The 16,852-nt window shown below is 38.4% G+C and carries 16 protein-coding genes and 1 pseudogene; 3 read left to right on the top strand and 14 right to left on the bottom strand.

Going from position 1 to position 16,852, the window contains the following annotated elements:
- The first annotated feature begins 114 nt into the window (after positions 1-114).
- Positions 115-1,005, top strand: coding sequence for a GGDEF domain-containing protein (locus H4J69_RS16545; RefSeq protein WP_182217435.1), 891 nt, complete (start codon positions 115-117; stop codon positions 1,003-1,005).
- A gap of 10 nt (positions 1,006-1,015) precedes the next feature.
- Here H4J69_RS16545 and H4J69_RS16540 read toward each other — a convergent pair whose 3' ends face one another.
- The 14 genes from H4J69_RS16540 to H4J69_RS16475 all read right to left on the bottom strand — a co-directional run bounded on the left by H4J69_RS16540 (position 1,016) and on the right by H4J69_RS16475 (position 16,488).
- Entirely contained in the window at positions 1,016-1,669 is a 654-nt protein-coding gene (locus H4J69_RS16540) for a hypothetical protein (protein WP_182244832.1), read from the bottom strand.
- 20 nt (positions 1,670-1,689) lie between these two features.
- Positions 1,690-3,009 carry a DEAD/DEAH box helicase gene (locus H4J69_RS16535; protein WP_182217431.1) on the bottom strand — a complete coding sequence of 440 codons (1,320 nt, stop codon included), beginning with the start codon at positions 3,007-3,009 and terminating at the stop codon, positions 1,690-1,692.
- Positions 3,010-3,088: 79 nt separating this feature from the next.
- Positions 3,089-4,492 carry a sodium:alanine symporter family protein gene (locus H4J69_RS16530; protein ID WP_220466057.1) on the bottom strand — a complete coding sequence of 468 codons (1,404 nt, stop codon included), beginning with the start codon at positions 4,490-4,492 and terminating at the stop codon, positions 3,089-3,091.
- Positions 4,493-4,645: 153 nt separating this feature from the next.
- Positions 4,646-6,049 (bottom strand): Re/Si-specific NAD(P)(+) transhydrogenase subunit beta, encoded by a 1,404-nt coding sequence (gene pntB, locus H4J69_RS16525; protein WP_182244831.1) that lies wholly within the window; start codon positions 6,047-6,049, stop codon positions 4,646-4,648.
- Positions 6,050-6,060: 11 nt separating this feature from the next.
- Positions 6,061-7,596, bottom strand: coding sequence for a Re/Si-specific NAD(P)(+) transhydrogenase subunit alpha (locus H4J69_RS16520; RefSeq protein WP_182217428.1), 1,536 nt, complete (start codon positions 7,594-7,596; stop codon positions 6,061-6,063).
- Positions 7,597-7,829: 233 nt separating this feature from the next.
- Positions 7,830-9,167 (bottom strand): lipopolysaccharide assembly protein LapB, encoded by a 1,338-nt coding sequence (locus tag H4J69_RS16515; protein WP_182244830.1) that lies wholly within the window; start codon positions 9,165-9,167, stop codon positions 7,830-7,832.
- A gap of 10 nt (positions 9,168-9,177) precedes the next feature.
- Positions 9,178-9,795, bottom strand: coding sequence for an energy transducer TonB (locus H4J69_RS16510; RefSeq protein WP_182244829.1), 618 nt, complete (start codon positions 9,793-9,795; stop codon positions 9,178-9,180).
- Between the two features lie 15 nt (positions 9,796-9,810).
- Positions 9,811-10,224, bottom strand: a complete 414-nt coding sequence (locus H4J69_RS16505; protein WP_070376341.1) for a biopolymer transporter ExbD — start codon at positions 10,222-10,224, stop codon at positions 9,811-9,813.
- A 27-nt stretch (positions 10,225-10,251) separates the two neighbouring features.
- Positions 10,252-10,782, bottom strand: coding sequence for a MotA/TolQ/ExbB proton channel family protein (locus H4J69_RS16500; RefSeq protein WP_070376340.1), 531 nt, complete (start codon positions 10,780-10,782; stop codon positions 10,252-10,254).
- Between the two features lie 3 nt (positions 10,783-10,785).
- Positions 10,786-12,180, bottom strand: a complete 1,395-nt coding sequence (locus H4J69_RS16495; protein WP_182217424.1) for a MotA/TolQ/ExbB proton channel family protein — start codon at positions 12,178-12,180, stop codon at positions 10,786-10,788.
- A 10-nt stretch (positions 12,181-12,190) separates the two neighbouring features.
- Positions 12,191-12,982, bottom strand: a complete 792-nt coding sequence (locus H4J69_RS16490) for a DUF3450 domain-containing protein (RefSeq protein ID WP_182222809.1) — start codon at positions 12,980-12,982, stop codon at positions 12,191-12,193.
- Positions 12,983-13,456: 474 nt separating this feature from the next.
- On the bottom strand, positions 13,457-14,110 hold the full coding sequence (locus tag H4J69_RS16485; protein WP_182217420.1) for a helix-turn-helix domain-containing protein: 654 nt from the start codon (positions 14,108-14,110) through the stop codon (positions 13,457-13,459).
- Positions 14,111-14,606: 496 nt separating this feature from the next.
- Positions 14,607-15,839 carry a serine hydrolase gene (locus H4J69_RS16480; protein ID WP_182217419.1) on the bottom strand — a complete coding sequence of 411 codons (1,233 nt, stop codon included), beginning with the start codon at positions 15,837-15,839 and terminating at the stop codon, positions 14,607-14,609.
- A 313-nt stretch (positions 15,840-16,152) separates the two neighbouring features.
- Positions 16,153-16,488, bottom strand: a complete 336-nt coding sequence (locus H4J69_RS16475) for a hypothetical protein (protein WP_182222812.1) — start codon at positions 16,486-16,488, stop codon at positions 16,153-16,155.
- Between the two features lie 46 nt (positions 16,489-16,534).
- On the opposite strand from H4J69_RS16475, the gene H4J69_RS16470 reads away from it, so the two are divergent.
- Positions 16,535-16,693, top strand: coding sequence for a hypothetical protein (locus H4J69_RS16470; protein WP_182244839.1), 159 nt, complete (start codon positions 16,535-16,537; stop codon positions 16,691-16,693).
- A 28-nt stretch (positions 16,694-16,721) separates the two neighbouring features.
- Positions 16,722-16,852 (top strand): annotated as a pseudogene (locus tag H4J69_RS20240) (transposase); the annotation flags it as partial.

The raw sequence follows: 16,852 nt of genomic DNA, 5'->3' as shown, positions 1-16,852 counted from the left end.
AGATTTTATTAATATAAACTCATTTAATATCAATACTATAAAAATAACCACTTTAAAATAAATTTAGGTATAAAAATTGCTTAATCATATCTGATAAAATAATCAGGTGATGATATGCAGACATTAAATTTAGTAGATAATCAGGCTTTTCAATATAACGCTTTTAAAGTGTTTGATAGTCCTGACCATGAAAAATCTAATAGAAAATTAGCGTTAATGGAACAACTCCAAACATCGCTAGAGCTTGATCGTTTACTCAATATTTTTGCAATGGAAGCAGCTAAGTATGTCGATTTTTCAGGTCTATATTTCAAGAAAGGTGATATGACCGCTTCGATTAGAGGGAGTAGACAAGGTAAAAATGAACGTAGTTTTGAATTAAAACTAAACCAAAAGTTTGTTGGTATTTTGACCTACGCCATTAATTCACCAATAAGCATTACTAATTATAAGATACTTAACGAGTTACACCAGTATTTAATTCACCCATTAAATAATGCTTTACAGTATCAGGAAGCTTTGCTGTTAGCGATGCAAGATGGATTAACCTCTTTAAATAACCGTCGATGTTTTGATGAGCAGTTAAAGCGTGCTATGCACCATGCAAACCGCCAAAATAGTAAAGTCGGTTTAATCGTCTGCGACCTCGATAAGTTTAAATTAATTAACGACAGTCATGGCCACAATTTAGGTGATGATGTCTTGATTCAGTTTTCTTTGGCGCTTAAAGAAAGTGTTCGAGATTCTGATAGTTTATTTCGATTTGGTGGTGATGAGTTTTCAATCATTGTTGAAAATGCCACGCTAGATTCTCTACTCGTTATTGAACAGCGGATATACAGCGCAATGACTCGTGATCCTTTATTATCAAAACATCAAGTCAGTTGTAGTTTAGGGCATACTTTTATGGACAGGATGGATACGCAAGCAAGTTTTTTTAAACGCGCCGACAAAGCGCTATATCAAAGAAAAATATTTAAAGACCGTAAGCTAAGTTTAGTCTAGTGAGATTAACTTAGCTTAATTTTTCGTCTTCTGCAAAATAGCGAAGCGCTAATTTTTGTTGCTCTGGCGTTCTGCCAATAAGCAGGCGGCAAAACCTTACCGCTTTGCCAAATTTGTCAATGCCGACAATTGATAGTGCTTTTTTAAAGTTTTCAGCCGACAAGTCATAGGTTTCAATAAAGTGCTCAATAGCAAGATCAACACTTGGGTAAGTTACCCCATCAAAAGTAAACTCGGTGCCAATATAATCAACATCGAGTTCGACGCCCTCAAGCGACAATAACCAGCCTTGATAATTTAAGCGTTGTTTGGCTATTTCATACATCATCCAAGCACTTTTTTGAAAGCCAACAAAATTTCCGCTTTCAAACTCACTATCGGCAAGCTCTTCTTTCGTCCAATTGATACCTATCGCTAAATCTTTTTGATAGGTTTGTGCTAAAAAGTGCTTAACATTATTGGCAACAGCCCAAATAGAATGCTGCTTTGCCTTTCTCGCTAAAGAAGTACATTCACGACAACTAGGTACAGATAATGGTGGATGAGAGCAATCAAAAACTAGAAAATATTGATGCGGAAAGCCAAATATTAATTCAGATGGCTCGCCACAAAACCAGCACTGATGGCGTTGTTCAAAGGGTATATCAACTAAGGTGTGTGCCATAAGTACTGTTCAACAATAAATTATCTACGTTTGCCGGTAGGCGCTGGTTTGGCTTTTTTGGCCACTTTTGCACGTCGTTTAGCCGCAGGCGTACTGTCTGCCTTTTTACGGGCTATTAATTGGTTTTTCTCTTGTGTCGCTTTGTAACGGCTTTTCTTTAGAGGTTTATCTTCTTTTTCAGCATATTGTGCTGGTAAAGCACGTTCTAGTTCATAGCCAGGGACAATTGTTCGTTCAAAAGTTCGACCAATTAATGCTTCGATATTTTCTAAAAACTGTTCATCTTTAGGGCTAACTAGTGAAATTGCCGTACCAGACTTTCCTGCTCGGCCTGTACGGCCAATACGGTGCACATAATCTTCAGCAAGATAAGGCAAGTGAAAGTTAACAACGTAAGGTAAATCAGGAATATCTAATCCTCGAGCTGCAACATCGGTAGCAACAAGCACGCGAACTTTTCCTTCCGTAAATTGTTCAAGGGCTTTGTTTCTTGCGCCTTGTGTTTTATCACCATGACACAACGCCGACTTAATTCCGTCAAGCTTAAGTTCTTTAGCGAGTATATTTGCACTTTCTTTGGTACCTGCAAAAACAAGTACTTGCTGCCAATTATTAATACCAATCAATTCTGATAATAATTCACATTTACGTGTTTCTGATACCCAATAAACTGATTGTTTAACCTTGCCTGATGTTGAATTTTGGCGTGAAACTTCTAAGGTTTTTGGCGTATGCAAGACTTGTTTAGCTAACGTTTTCACTTTATTTGAAAATGTTGCTGAAAACATCAATGTTTGATGTTTTTGCTTAATAACACTGATTAATTGCTGAATGTCATTTAAAAAACCCATATCTAGCATACGGTCAGCTTCATCTAAAACAAGAAATTTAACTTGTGATAAATCTACATTTCTCGCCACTACATGCTCAAGTAGACGCCCAGGTGTAGCAACAAGTACATCAACACCTTGCTTTAACATTCTAGTTTGTGGTGGCATATTTACACCACCATAAACAGCACCGCAGCTTAATGGTAGAAATTCACTATAGCTTTCGATATTACGGGCAACTTGTTGAGTAAGCTCACGCGTTGGCGTTAAAATAAGTGCGCGAATGGTTTTTGATGAATTATTATCACTCGGAATTTTAGCTAAAGCCTCTAGTATTGGTAAACTAAAAGCGGCTGTTTTACCGGTACCTGTTTGCGCACTTGCCAGTAGATCAACCCCAGACCGAATAAGCGGTATAGCTTGCTGCTGAACAGGCGTCAACGTTTTATAACCACAGGCTTTAACTGCCTTTAATAGTTCAGCCGACAACCCTATTGCATCAACACTCATATATCACCACTTATCAAAAAAAAACGAAACCCAAAATTAAGGCGCGCATTCTAGCATAGTTTAAAGATTATTCATCAGACTATTTTTGCCAGATCCCTTTCGTCAAATTAAAACGATTATGCTCGCTTTCACTTGGCTTATAGCTCGGCAATTTTCCTTGGTTATGTTGCTTATGATAGTCTTGAGTAATACTCACCACAACTTTAGACAAGAGTAATAAAGCCGTGACATTAACTACCGTCATAAGCCCTGTAGATAAATCAGCTAAAGCAATAACTTGAGGTAAACTCGCTACTGAACCAAAAATCAACATCGCCAAAAATCCACAACGTAAAAACCAATGTCCAAGTGGATTATCCATATTTAAATACTTCAAATTATTTTCAGCATAAGCAAAGTTGGCAACAATTGAGGTGAAACCAAACAGTAATATAGCGATAGTAATAAAATCGCTACCCCATGCGCCCACTTGATAAGCTAACGCTTGCTGAGTTAATTGTATCCCTTGTGCATCGCTACCTGTTTCTTTGAATAATAAAATAAGAAAAGCGGTACAAGAACAAATAACAATAGTGTCAAAAAACACAGCAAGCATTTGTATATAACCTTGTGAAACAGGATGAGGAGGATAAGGTACTGCGGCGGCAGCGGCATTGGGTGAGCTCCCCATCCCCGCTTCATTAGAATAGAGTCCACGTTTTATGCCTTGGACTATTGCCGCACCAACTAAGCCGCTGCCCGCTTCTTTTAAACCAAAAGCAGAAGCAAATATATCGCTAATAATGGCAGGGATTTTTTCAATATTTAAAAAGATGACCGCTAGACAGACTAATAAATAAGCAAGCCCCATAAAAGGTACCGTTATTTCTGCAAAACGAGCGATGTTTTTCAAACCACCAAAAACAATAAAGGCCGTTGCTATAGTAATGACAATGCCGGTAAATAACGGGTTAATACCAAAAGAGCCGTCAAAAGCACTGGTAATTGAATGGGCTTGCACTGAGCTAAAAACAAAACCATATCCGAAAAATAAACACAGCGAAAAAGTCACCGCAAGTTTTCTACTTTTTAAGCCTTTGCTCATGTAATAAGCAGGACCACCACGAAAGTTTCCGTTGGCGTCTTTTTCTTTGTAGAGTTGGCCTAATGCACTTTCAGCAAAGGCAGTTGCCATACCAACAAGAGCAATAAGCCACATCCAAAAAACAGCACCAGCGCCACCTAAGGTAATAGCGACAGCTACCCCCATTAAATTTCCGGTGCCGACACGGGCGGCAAGCGAAGTACATAATGCTTGAAAAGAAGAGATGCCTTGGCTGTCTGTTTTACGACTTAATTTAAGTAACGTAAACATGTGAGTAAAGTGAGTTATTTGCAGGCACTTTAATCGCCAAGTAAACCAAATACCACAACCGGTCAGTAAATAGATAAGCACACTGCCCCATAAATAACCATTGATCGTACCTATCCATTGTTCTATCAAAATATCTTTCTCACCTTTTTAGATTATTACTAATTATCATAACAAACAAAGTACTACCAGCGTTAGACCCTATTAGTGTTAAGAAAACAAATAGTGCTAAGCAAAAAAAACCAGTGAACGATCACTGGTTTTTATTACTCAATGTAAAGTTAATTACAGTGCTTTAAATATTTTTTCAACAGAGTCTTTAGCATCACCAAATAACATCTGAGTATTTTCTTTAAAGAATAATGGGTTTTGAACCCCAGCATAACCGGTACTCATTGAACGTTTAAAGACAATGACTTGTTTAGCATTCCATACTTCTAGCACTGGCATACCGGCAATAGGGCTGGTTGGATCTTCTGCAGCTGCAGGATTTACCGTGTCATTTGCCCCAATCACCAAAACAACATCGGTTGTAGGGAAGTCATCATTAATTTCATCCATACTAAAAACAATATCATATGGAACTTTTGCTTCCGCTAATAAAACATTCATATGTCCAGGCAAGCGCCCTGCAACCGGATGAATAGCAAAACGCACATCGATCCCTTTCGCTTTTAACGCTTGAGTCATTTCATAAACAGGATATTGAGCTTGCGCTACAGCCATACCATAACCTGGCGTAATAATAACGGATTTAGCTCCGCGCAACAGATCAGCAACAGCCTCGGCATTTATTTCAATGTGATCGCCATAATCAGTATCGTTATCAATAACAACATCGGTACCAAAACCTCCAGCAATAACACTAATAAAAGAACGATTCATCGCCTTACACATAATGTATGACAGTATTGCCCCTGATGACCCCACCAAAGCGCCGGTTACAATTAACAAATCGTTGTTAAGCATAAAACCTGCGGCTGCGGCTGCCCATCCAGAATATGAATTGAGCATAGAGACAACAACAGGCATATCAGCACCGCCAATTGAAGCGACTAAATGCCAACCAAAGACAAGTGCAATAAAGGCCATCATGTATAGTGGATTAATAGCGCCATCACTTTGAACAAAGCTAATAAGTAAAACTAAAGTAACAATACCTGCTACTAAATTTAACTTATGGCGATGTGGCAACATCAATGCTGAAGAGCTAATAACACCGCGTAATTTAGCAAAAGCGACAATTGAACCGGTAAAGGTTACCGCGCCAATAAAAACACCTAAGAATACTTCAACTAAATGAATGTTGGTCTCCATTTGTTGGGTGTCGGTTAGGTTAAACGCTAAAGAGTGGTCCATTTCAAAATAACTGTTAAAGCCAACAAGTACCGCCGCTAGGCCAACAAAACTATGTAAAATAGCGACCAACTCTGGCATCTGCGTCATTTCAACTTTTTTGGCTAAATGTAAACCAATAAAAGCGCCAACTGACATGGTAATAAATATCACTAAAACATTATCGACACGTGGGTCGGCAATGGTTGCGATTAAAGCAACGGCCATACCCGTGATGCCATACCAATTACCTGTTTCAGCCGTTTCTTGCTTACTTAACCCTGAAAGACTAAAAATAAATAATAATGCAGCAACAATATAAGCTGCGCTAATTAACCCTTGAGAAAATTCCATCAATGCGCCCCTTATCTTCTAAACATTTTTAACATACGTTTGGTCACTACAAAGCCACCAACAATATTTATTGTGGCAATGAGCACCGCAATCCCCGCAAGTATTTGTATCAATATATTGTCTTGCCCTATTTGTAACAAAGCGCCAACAATAATAATGCCCGAAATGGCATTAGTAACACTCATTAAAGGCGTATGCAGCGAATGACTGACATTCCACACCACGTTGTAACCAATAACACAAGAAAGCACAAAAACAGTGAAATGAGAGAGAAAATCCGCGGGAGCAACACTGGCCACCCAAGCAAACAATAACGCGCCTATTGCCATAAACAGATGCTTTTTAGTTTGTGATGCGGGTTCTTCTTTCACATCGACTGCTTTAATTTTTACTGGAGCAGGTTTAGTGGGTGCCGCACTGACTTGAATTGGTGGTGGCGGAAAGGTAATTTCATCATGATTAACGACGGTCATATTTCGAACCACTTGATCTTCAAAATCAACCGTAATGGTACCGTCTTTATTTGGACACACTAATTTAGTTAAATTAACCAAATTATTTGAATAGAGCTGTGATGCTTGATTGGGTAAACGAGAAACTAAATCTGTGTAACCAATAATTTTAACACCACCAACATTAGCAACTTTACCCGGAACGGTTAAGGCACAATTACCACCACCCGCGGCCGCTAAATCAACAATAATTGAACCGGGTTTCATTGAATGAACCATGGCTTCTGTAATTAACTTAGGCGCTGGTTTGCCCGGGATCATCGCTGTGGTAATAATAATATCAACATCTTTGGCTTGTTCTGCAAAGAGTGCCATTTCAGCATCAATGAATGCTTTACTCATTTCTTTTGCATAACCATCGCCTGATCCCGTATCTTCGGGTTCTTCGTAGTCAAGCTCAAGAAACTCTGCGCCCATACTTTCAATTTGTTCCTTTACTTCGGGGCGCGTATCAAAAGCGCGAACCACAGCGCCTAAACTTCCAGCGGTACCAATAGCAGCAAGACCTGCAACACCCGCACCAATGATCATTACTTTTGCAGGAGGCATTTTACCCGCAGCTGTAATTTGTCCTGTTAAGAAGCGTCCAAAAAGATGGGTTGCTTCAATAACAGCGCGATAGCCGGCAATATTTGCCATTGAACTTAGTGCATCCATTGACTGAGAGCGAGTCATACGTGGCACCATTTCCATGGCAAAGGTCGTAATTGATTTTTCGCGTAAGGCTTCGAGTAACTCTGGACTTTGCGCTGGTGCAATAAAACTGACTAAATGTGCGCCATCTTTCATTTGTGCAACTTCATCAAGTGAAGGTGCATTTACTTTAAAAATAATATCTGACTGCCAGCATATTTTTTTAGTGACTAATGAAGCTTCTGCGTCGGCAAACTCTTCATCAGTAAAACTGGCTTTTGTGCCAGCTCCTTTTTGTACTTGGACACTAAAGCCAAGCTTAAGTAGAGCAACTACCGAGCTTGGCGATGCTGCTACTCGGTTTTCCCCTGTTAGTGTTTCTTTAGGTATTCCAATATTCATAAGCCACCTTTTTTAAAAGGTCGCAACTTCAACGTAAATTAAGATAAAGCTGCAACATATTACTTTTCTTATGGGTTTTATAATTAATGTTTTACCATCAATTGAATGAATTTCATACACCTAAAAATAATAACGGCTATTTTCATAATAAATATAGTCAGCTCCCCCTGAACTAACTTTTTATCCGTCAAGGGGATGTTCGCAAAGGAGAATAAGGTAAAACTACGGAATAATTAATTTAACATCGCCAAATTTTGCTTAGCAACTTGCTCTTTTTCAACATACTGAAACCATTGTTTCGCTGTTTTAGCCGAACTTTTAATTTTTTTGGCTTGTTCAAAGGCAGATAAAGAGTCGCCAAATTTTTGCAGATTAAATTCCGCCATACCTTTGGCTAAATACATATTACCTAGGCTAACTTCTGAAGCTAAGTCACCACGACTTAGTGCTTCATTAGCTGAATTAATAGCAAGTTGCCATTTTTCTAAGTTTAAATAAGCTTGTGCTAAAGCAGCATCAAACTTACCTGTTTCAGAAATTTCTGCTGCTTTAATTAATACCGGAATTGATTTTTCATCATCTTTTGCCGCCATGTATGCATTAGCCAGCATCTCTAAATATTTTTCTTGGGCGATAACTTGACCACTGTCTATTGCTTCAGCGAGTAAGTTTGCCGCTTTAATTGGCACGTTATGAAAGCGATACAGCTGTACTAAGGTGATAATGTCAGTTGACTGAGTCACATAGCCCGCTTGCCAAGCGCCTTCCATCACCGCAAGCTGCTTATCTTCTTGGCCAATTTCACCATACATTGCTGAAAGCTGTAACCAATATTTAGGTTTATTGTAATAGCGAACCAGATTTTCTATCACAGCGGTTACTTCAATTGGCTGCTTTAATTCAAAGTAATTTGCACGTTGTAAAATCAACCAATTTTCTTTAGGAATTTCATTGGCCGCGATGCTTTGTTTAATAGCCTGTGAAACATAGTGCAGAGACTGCTGATATTGTTTATTTTGATAATAAACTTGCGCAAATAAGACTTGTTGAGTATCGGTAATAGCTTTGTCGTTAGTTGCTTGCCACAAAACTAAAAACTTTAAAGATTGTGGAAAGTTTTGCATTTGCATTGATAATTGCGCTAAAGAATAAAGTGTCGACAGCCTTAATGTTTCAGGGATCGCATTTTCATCGATAACTTTTTCAAAGCTATCAATGGCTGAAGCGACATCGTCATTACCGTAATACATAAAGCCATAAAAATTCCATAACATCGCACGTTCGTAACTGTTTAAACTATCAATGCGGTCTTGCACTTCATCAAGTACATCAAAGCCCTCTAAACCGTTACCCTCATCAGCAAGTTTTTGTGCTCTTGCCAATTGCGTATAAACACGGTTACGCATCGCGGGTACTTTCACTGAGGTTGTTTCTTTACCCAACTGTGCTGATGATTGCGCATTTGCAATACTGCCACCCATATTTTGGTTAAGTATTACCGGAGCGCTAAAGAGAAGCGCGATTGAAAGGCAAGATAGCGCTTTTCTTTTTAATGTTGTCATTTTAGTCATCCCCGACTCCTTAACCTTCTATTTGGAAAGAAATTTTATTCTGCACGCCAGCAACTTCCATAGCGACACCATCAACTACCCGTGGTTTGTACTTAAATTTTAATACTGCCGCCATTGCCGCTTGATCAAAAATCCCTTCAGGTTTAGCTTCAACAACTATAGCGTCTCGCACTGAACCATTTTTAGTGACAATAAATTCAACAATAACATACCCTTCAATGCCACGAGATTGAGCACGACGTGGGTAAATAGGTGAGACTTTCACTATGGGCAAATAGTCGCCATCACCGCCACTTAAACTTAAGCCCCCGGCTAAACTTAAATCAGTTTGAATATCAGCACCAAACCCGCTAGCAGTACTTAATGCATTGGGGTTAGCTTGTTGCATTTGTGGTTGCTGCATTTGCGGTGGTGGTGCTTTAGGCGCTGGTGGTTTTTGTGGTTTGCGTTCTTTTTTTGTCAGTTGCTGCTCTTTTTTCAATCTAATAAAGTCGAGTACATTACCGCGAGGCGCTTCAGTTAAAGCATTATTACCACCAGAAATAAGCGCTTGCATCCCCCATAAAAGAAAGAAAGTCATCACCACAGCAAGTAATAAACCTATGCTGTAACGGGCAGGAGTGTTCATCACGGTTGCCATGATTTATCCCTCTTGAGCAGCAATTGAAACATCAAAAACACCCGCTGAACGAGCAGCATCCATCACTTTAATTAACGTATCAGTTGTCGATGCTTTATCGGCTTGAATAACAACAGTACCCTGAGGGTTTTCTGCCTTTAAGCGTTCAATATTGGCTTGTACGGCTCGAATATCAATACGACGCTTATTGATCCAAATATCGCCTTTATCACTAATTGCAACTAAGATATTGGCTCGTTCCTTTTTAACGGCAGTAGCCGCTTCTGGTCGATTCACTTCAATACCCGCTTCTTTAACAAACGAGGCGGTAACAATAAAAAATATCAATAAAATGAAGACCACGTCTAACATAGGCGTCATGTTAATTTCTTCGGCTTCTTCTTGTTCTTGTAAAATATTTGATAGTTGAGAACGCATAGCGTTACTCCTTAATTAAACTGCTAATTATTGGTGAGCCATCGGAAGACTGTCTTCCATTTGCTCAGTTCTACGTTTCGTTTTACGCTGTAACCATGTCACCATAAATACACCAGACAAAGAGCCGACCATGCCAGCCATTGTTGGAATAGTCGCGCGCGAAACGCCTGAAGCCATTGACCGTGCATTACCACTGCCCGAAATTGCCATAACGTCAAACACTTCAATCATACCGGTTACCGTGCCCATCAAACCAAGCAGTGGACACAAGACAACTAAACATTGAATTAAGGTAACGTTAGTTTTAAGCATTTCAGTGGCTCTTGATATATGAGCAATTCTTATATGCTGGGCATTCCACGAATGTCGTTCCGGGCGTTTAAACCAACTTTTAATGATGTTTTCTTTCACCGTTTTATAACTGTGCAAGTAAAAAAACAATCGTTCAAAAATAAGTAACCACATTAAACAAATAACCGCGGCGATAACGCTTAACACTAGCCCCCCCGTATCCAAAAATTCTTGGATACGATTCATCATTTCGATGAAGAGGATCATGGTTTATGCTCCTTGCTTTGATGTCAGCGGTTTTTCAGAGCTTTCTGAGCGTTCAGCTAAAATCCCTGCACTTTGTTGTTGTAAAATATTAATAATACCGCGACTTCGGGTGTTGAGCAGTGTAGAAATAAAGACCATCGGAATAGCAACAACTAAGCCCAGTACCGTTGTTACTAATGCTTGAGAAATACCACCTGCCATTAGTTTAGGGTCACCTGTGCCAAATAAGGTAATCGCTTGAAAGGTATTGATCATCCCTGTAACTGTGCCTAACAAACCAATTAAAGGCGCAACTACTGAAATGATTTTGATGAAAGTGAGCCGAGTTGTTAATACAGGGACTTCTTTTAAAATACTTTCAGAGAGCTTTAACTCTAAGGTTTCAACGTTATCAAGGGGATTTTTATCTTGGACTAACATAACCCGACCCAGTGGATTGTCATTTGATGCTTGATCGCTCTTTAATTGACGATTGACTTTACTGCCAATGAAAAAGAGTGTGATAAAACGTTCAATCGCAATCAGTAAACCAATGAGACCAATCGCTAAAATAACATAACCAACCGCACCACCTTGTTCAACGCGTTCTTGTAAGTCAGGTGCTTGTACTAATAATCCTAGGATTGAACCACCTGTTGGGTCTAAAGCAAAAGGAACGACTTGATTAGTGCTTGAAGTGAGTGCATTAGCACTTGATAAATAACGACTCGATGGTTGTCTCATTAATTGTGCAACAGAAGCTGTTTCATCAATATATTCAAGATACTTTCCTTGTGAAACTAGATTAAAACCACCAACACGCACCACATCTGCTTGGCTTTTCTCACCGTTTGCTAACACAATTTCTCGGCTAAACTTATGCACTTTTCCACTTTGTGTCATTTCACGTTGTAATTCAAACCACAAACGTTCAATTTCTTCAATAGAGGCTAATTTTGATGAGGAGCCCATACTTTGCGCAAACTCATCAAGAAACTGACCTCGACCAGGAATTTGTGCTGAAATAACAGAAGTTTGAAATTTACTGCGCGTATCGCCAGCGACTTGTTGTAATACACCAAACAATTCTTTTAATTCACCCATGCGCTTGTTGAGCGCATCGGTATTATTACCTAAGGTTACATCGTTATCTTGAAAGTTTTTTTCAAGTTGTGTACTTAAGTTAATCGCTTGATCTCGCTGCTGTCTTGCTTGGTTTAACAATTGGGTTTGTTGGCTTTTTTTCGCATTGAACTCTGCTTCTCTATCTTGATTTTGCTTACTTTGTGCAATTTTTCCTTGCGCTAATTGTGACAGTAAGTCATCTAAACTCGTTGCTTGTTGCGCGATGGCATTGCCACTGAATACTGAAACAGCTGACAAAGTTATTGCCGATATTAATAGAAGTAATTTTTTCATGGGTTATTCCTTATTCGGCCGAGTTTTGCGTTACGGGGACAATAATTAAATCGGGGGCAAGTTGTTTACGAGCAATGCGTAAACCTTTATTAATATCTAAACGATATTGCGCTGAAAGAGGCTGCCATGATTTAGAAGCGTTATCCCACAAACCTAACTTTTGACCATCACGTGTTTGATACACTAGACTTACGCGGCCAATTCTGAGGAAATCAACATTTTGCTCACTACCGTCAATATCAATTAAGCCAGAATACGCCTCTATTGTTCGCCCATAATCAACTTCAATTTGATAAGCGGCGAGTACTCGGCGAAACTTTTCAGAAATAGCAACATCAGCGCGTTCCATCATACTGTGTAAATCAGCAATACGTTTATTACGCTCGGTTGTTAAAAACTGCACATCCAAGGTAATAAAGTTTGCTAAGGTTTCAATCATACGCGCCATTAACGGTGAAACTTGTCGTTCTATAATACTCACTTGTTCCATTGACACGGCTATTTGGTCAAGCTCTTTCAATTGGTTCGCCACTTGGGTTTTCATTTGCTGGTTATAAACAGTTAAGCCATCAATTTCCTTGTTAATGGTTTTAAACTGTTGTGACTTCGTTTGTATTTGCTCGTTAATAGCATTAACGCGCTGTTGAGACTGACTGGCCGATTGGTTGATTTCTTTACCAGCATCAACGACTTGGCTGAGCTGTTTATCATTATCCGCTAGTGTGGGTGTTGCATCGCTAATTAAGCTAGTTGTGCTTAAGCTCAGTAATAAACAAGCTTGTGCAATTTTCGAAAGAGTCATAAAAACCTTTTGCCTTTGTTTGAGCTAATCAGATCTTATTTGATTACCCCTAAAATTAATGTCGATAATATTAATGGCTAAATATGACAATTAAGTTTCAGGAATATTGCCGATTTATTAAATGACAAGGTTGTGACATTTTTCTTACTGCGGAAATTAAGATTGATATTAATAATTTATCTGGGGGATTGTGGAGGAGTCATTAAAATTAAAATCGTGTCAATAAATCAGAATTTTATCATTGCACACGATGCTTAAGTTAATGACTGCTTCAAGATAATAGCTGGCGTTGGTACTTGTCATTTAAACGACAACCTTGCGCGAGCAGCGGACGATTAAGCAGGCAAGCGTACGGTTATTATTACCTCAACTGGGGTCATTAACTCTTGTAGGTTAAAGTTGATTCGATTCAGGTTTTGCATCGCTATTTTGTCGCACTTCAACCTTGATACTAAGTAATTGTTACTTTAAAAATTACTCTACATTATCTTTAGCATCGACAATAGCTTGAATAAGATAGTTTGGCTGATTCGTTCCTAACCTAATAAATGAACCTCCCTTTAGTTCAATTTCTATACCTAAAAGCCCCGAAACATTATAAATCCAACCAGTTCCAAATGAGTGTATACCGAATCCCATCCATATTGGATTTTTCACATTATTGCAGTTCGCAATCTCTTCCAGTGCTATTTGTTTTTTAAATACTCCCGGACCAAAATACCAACTGACTTCACTTTCATTAACTTCAATTGTCATAGAGCTAAATATAATAGCAACTATAGTTAGCACACCGAAAATAATCCCTAGAGCTTCCGATGGTAAAAATTTATACCCATCATTTATTCCTAGTATTGCAGCCGCTAAAATAAATATAGCGGTGAATGTAACAATTCCCCATTGCTTGTGCTTATATGCTTGGTAACACCCATCACGCCAGACAAGAGTAGCGGCATCTACTTCAAAAACAGATGCTAGTGACATGATTGTTTCGGATGAACAACTTCCGCGAGACTCCAACCTTTGAATAGTCCTTAAGCCAAGCCCACTTACTTTTGATAAATGCTCTTGCGACCAGAGTCTTTCCGTTCTGTATTTTCTAATAAGTGATGATTTTACTTTCATATCCATAATTCATAACCTCAGTTAAATAGAGGAATGAAACTACCCTAATATTATCAATTTCTGTTACGCCACTTCACCGTCAATACCCCGCCTACTTCACTATCTAACTGATAATTAGTAATAATCGAATATTGAGTGGTGTATCTGACATAACGCTCCATTAAGCCGGTAAAAAGGGTTGGCTATAATCGCGAAGCGATAGCCAACTGTTATTATCCGTTTAAGCAACTTGTTATTTGCAGCCATATCCGTATTAAACACCATAGAGCAAAGCTCGTTATTTAATTTTATAAAGTCTAAACCTTTCAGCTACCAATAAACCACTGACATTATCAGCTTGATCCCGATGGAATACAAACGGGTTCATTTCAGATTAAACATTAATAAATGTCACCTTATTGGAAGGTATTAGTCGTGAAAACAGCGCTTCATGTTTTTCTTTAACTTTAGGCAGCCCATCAATAATTTTGACCTCCACAATGAAGCCACCAGTTATCAGTTTCTACTCTCCTATAAAGCCCTTGAGATTGTTCATAAATAAAGTTAACGGTTCTATGCTCTTTCGTGAGTGAAAGCCCATTTTATAATATTTGGAGATAGCGATCATAATTTTTTGATTAATTTGCCGCGCATTATCACCATTACTCATTACTACCATCCCTTCGCCTCTATTCACGAAGGCTTTAAATTCATTAGTAAAACCAAGGTTTTTTCCAGAATGAGAAAAAACAAGTTGATTGTTAACTTCACTCATCGCCGGCCCTAGCCCCCAATTTCCTTGATGCTTACTGAACATAGCTGTTACTGTCGATTTATTTACTATTCCGTCATTCTTTCCTGCCATTATTGCTTGCATATGAATAGCATAAATCGCTAAGTCTGACGGGGTAGTCCATAATCCCGCTGCGGCCTTCTCTGCGTAGTCATTGTATATTGCTGGATACATTTCACCATTAGAGTCATAAGCTGCACTGGTATGTTGTTTTAATTTTTTGGGTAACACATGTTGAAAGGTACTATTGAACATGCCCATAGGTTTAAGAATTTGATTGTCAGCATATTCAGAAAATGGCATTCCTGTGACATCTTCTACTATTTTTTGCATTATAGTATAGCCACCACCTGAATACCGCCATTTACTTCCCGGCGCTTCATTGACCTCAACTTTATCGGTATTTCCTTTACCACTTAGCACATCAGTTGTACTTGGTATTTCACTACCTGTTGCATATCCGGGAAAGCCGTGAACACTAATACCGCCAGTGTGGGTAAGAAGGTGACGTAAAGTAACAGGATTTTCTTTAGTTAATAAGTCTCCCTTAACCTTCCAGCCTTTTAGATATTGATTAACATCAACATCAAGATCTAACTCTCCTTGTTTAACCAATTTTAGCGCAGCAAGGGCTGCAACGGGTTTACTAATTGAACCCGCTTGAAATAAAGTATTAGAGTCTACTTTCCTTGTGCCATTAGCAATACCGTAACCTTTTGACCAATCAATTTTTCCTTTATGAATTACCGCAATACTAAGGCCTGGTACATTTAACTGCTTCATAAGATTTACGATTGAATCACTCGAGTCGGTTTTGCCGTTAATCTTTATATTACTTTTTAAATTATTCTCAATGATCTCAATGGATTCACTGCTCGCATAAACTGCACTTGTAAATATTAATAGAGTGAGTGAAATAAGCGAAGAAAAGATAAAATCGGTGGTTTTAGTTTTATATTTCAATGATAGTTCCTTTATTAAATAATATTATGTATTGTAAAAACAATTCCATTTTAGCTACTCTGAATGAAGGTTTTTTTCAACTCATTCATCCGACTAGTTTCCCCGCGAGCCTCATGCCGAGAACAACCAAGTAAAACAATAAAAAATTAATTATCAATACGATAAACATCAGGTAATAAACATAGACTTCGTCATATTACTTAGGCTTAAACCTGCATATAACGCTTTGCTAAGCGGCTAAAAATGGCTGGCTATAATACCGAAGTACGAGCATAGCCAGCTGCTTGTGTCCGTTTAAGCAGCTGGCTATATTTTATTTTACACTTATCTCATTTATTTTTAGGATTTTTTTAAAAGCTGAACTAATAGCTTCAAAATATTGATGTTTTAAATAATCTTTAGCAATGTAGGCGTGACCATCGTAACCATACTTGATAATCAAATTGCTAGGTATCCCTTGCCTACCTTCGGTAAAGTACACTTCGGTAATCTCTGAAAATTTAAGATCGATGACTTTTAAAGAATCACCCAACTCAGTAAAAATCATAGATTTAACATTAATAGTAATTACACGTTTATGACCATGTAATCTAAAATATGTTTTAATACCGCAATCAAGCCACCCATAATAACTTGTTTGTTTTTTCAACAATAAACTACACTTAATTTACCCTCTTATAAGTGTGGTGATTGTTATGCCCAAGCCTCGTTCACAACAAATTAGTTTATCTGATACGCCGTATTATCATATTTGCAGTCAAACCGTTCGAAAAGCCTTTTTATGTGGTATTGATTACCGCAATCAAGCCACCCATAATAACTTGTTTATTTTTCCAACAATAAACTACACTTAATTCACCTCTTATAAGTGTGGTGATTGTTATGCCTAAGCCTCGTTCACAACAAATTAGTTTATCTGATACGCCGTATTATCATATTTGCAGTCAAACCGTTCGCAAAGCCTTTTTATGTGGTGTTGATAAAGAAACCGGTGTCAGTTATGAGCACAGGCG

Origin of the sequence: Colwellia sp. BRX10-9, assembly GCF_014077405.1 — a bacterium.
Classification (GTDB): domain Bacteria; phylum Pseudomonadota; class Gammaproteobacteria; order Enterobacterales; family Alteromonadaceae; genus Colwellia_A.
This window is presented reverse-complemented; position numbering and strand designations above follow the sequence as displayed.